This is a genomic window from Pseudomonas sp. SIMBA_068 (assembly GCF_046534705.1).
GTDB classification, from domain to species: domain Bacteria; phylum Pseudomonadota; class Gammaproteobacteria; order Pseudomonadales; family Pseudomonadaceae; genus Aquipseudomonas; species Aquipseudomonas putida.
Genome location: NZ_JAWRYI010001924.1, coordinates 1 through 228, shown reverse-complemented (window position 1 = coordinate 228; position 228 = coordinate 1). Strand labels below are relative to the sequence as shown.

Annotated in this window: 1 protein-coding gene; it reads left to right on the top strand. The window is 65.8% G+C overall.

Annotated features, from left to right (window positions below):
• On the top strand, positions 1-228 hold a 228-nt coding region (locus SB756_RS36500; protein WP_410914141.1), incomplete at both ends, for a GspL/Epsl periplasmic domain-containing protein.

Sequence of the window (228 nt, the reverse complement as noted above, 5' to 3'; positions counted from 1 at the left end):
CTGAGGGGCGACTGGCCAAGTGCGCTGGCGCCCCTCACTTCGCTGGCTGGCTTATTCGAGCGTGGCCGCAAGGCACCTTCATTGCCTGCCGTTTCGCGTCCGCAGCAACGGCTGTTGGCTGCTTGCCTGGTACTGGCGACTGTATGGGGCAGCCTGTGGTTGAGCCAGCAATGGCGCCAGGCGCAACTCTGGCGCGCCCAGGTCATTGCCGTGACAGGCGAACAGGCC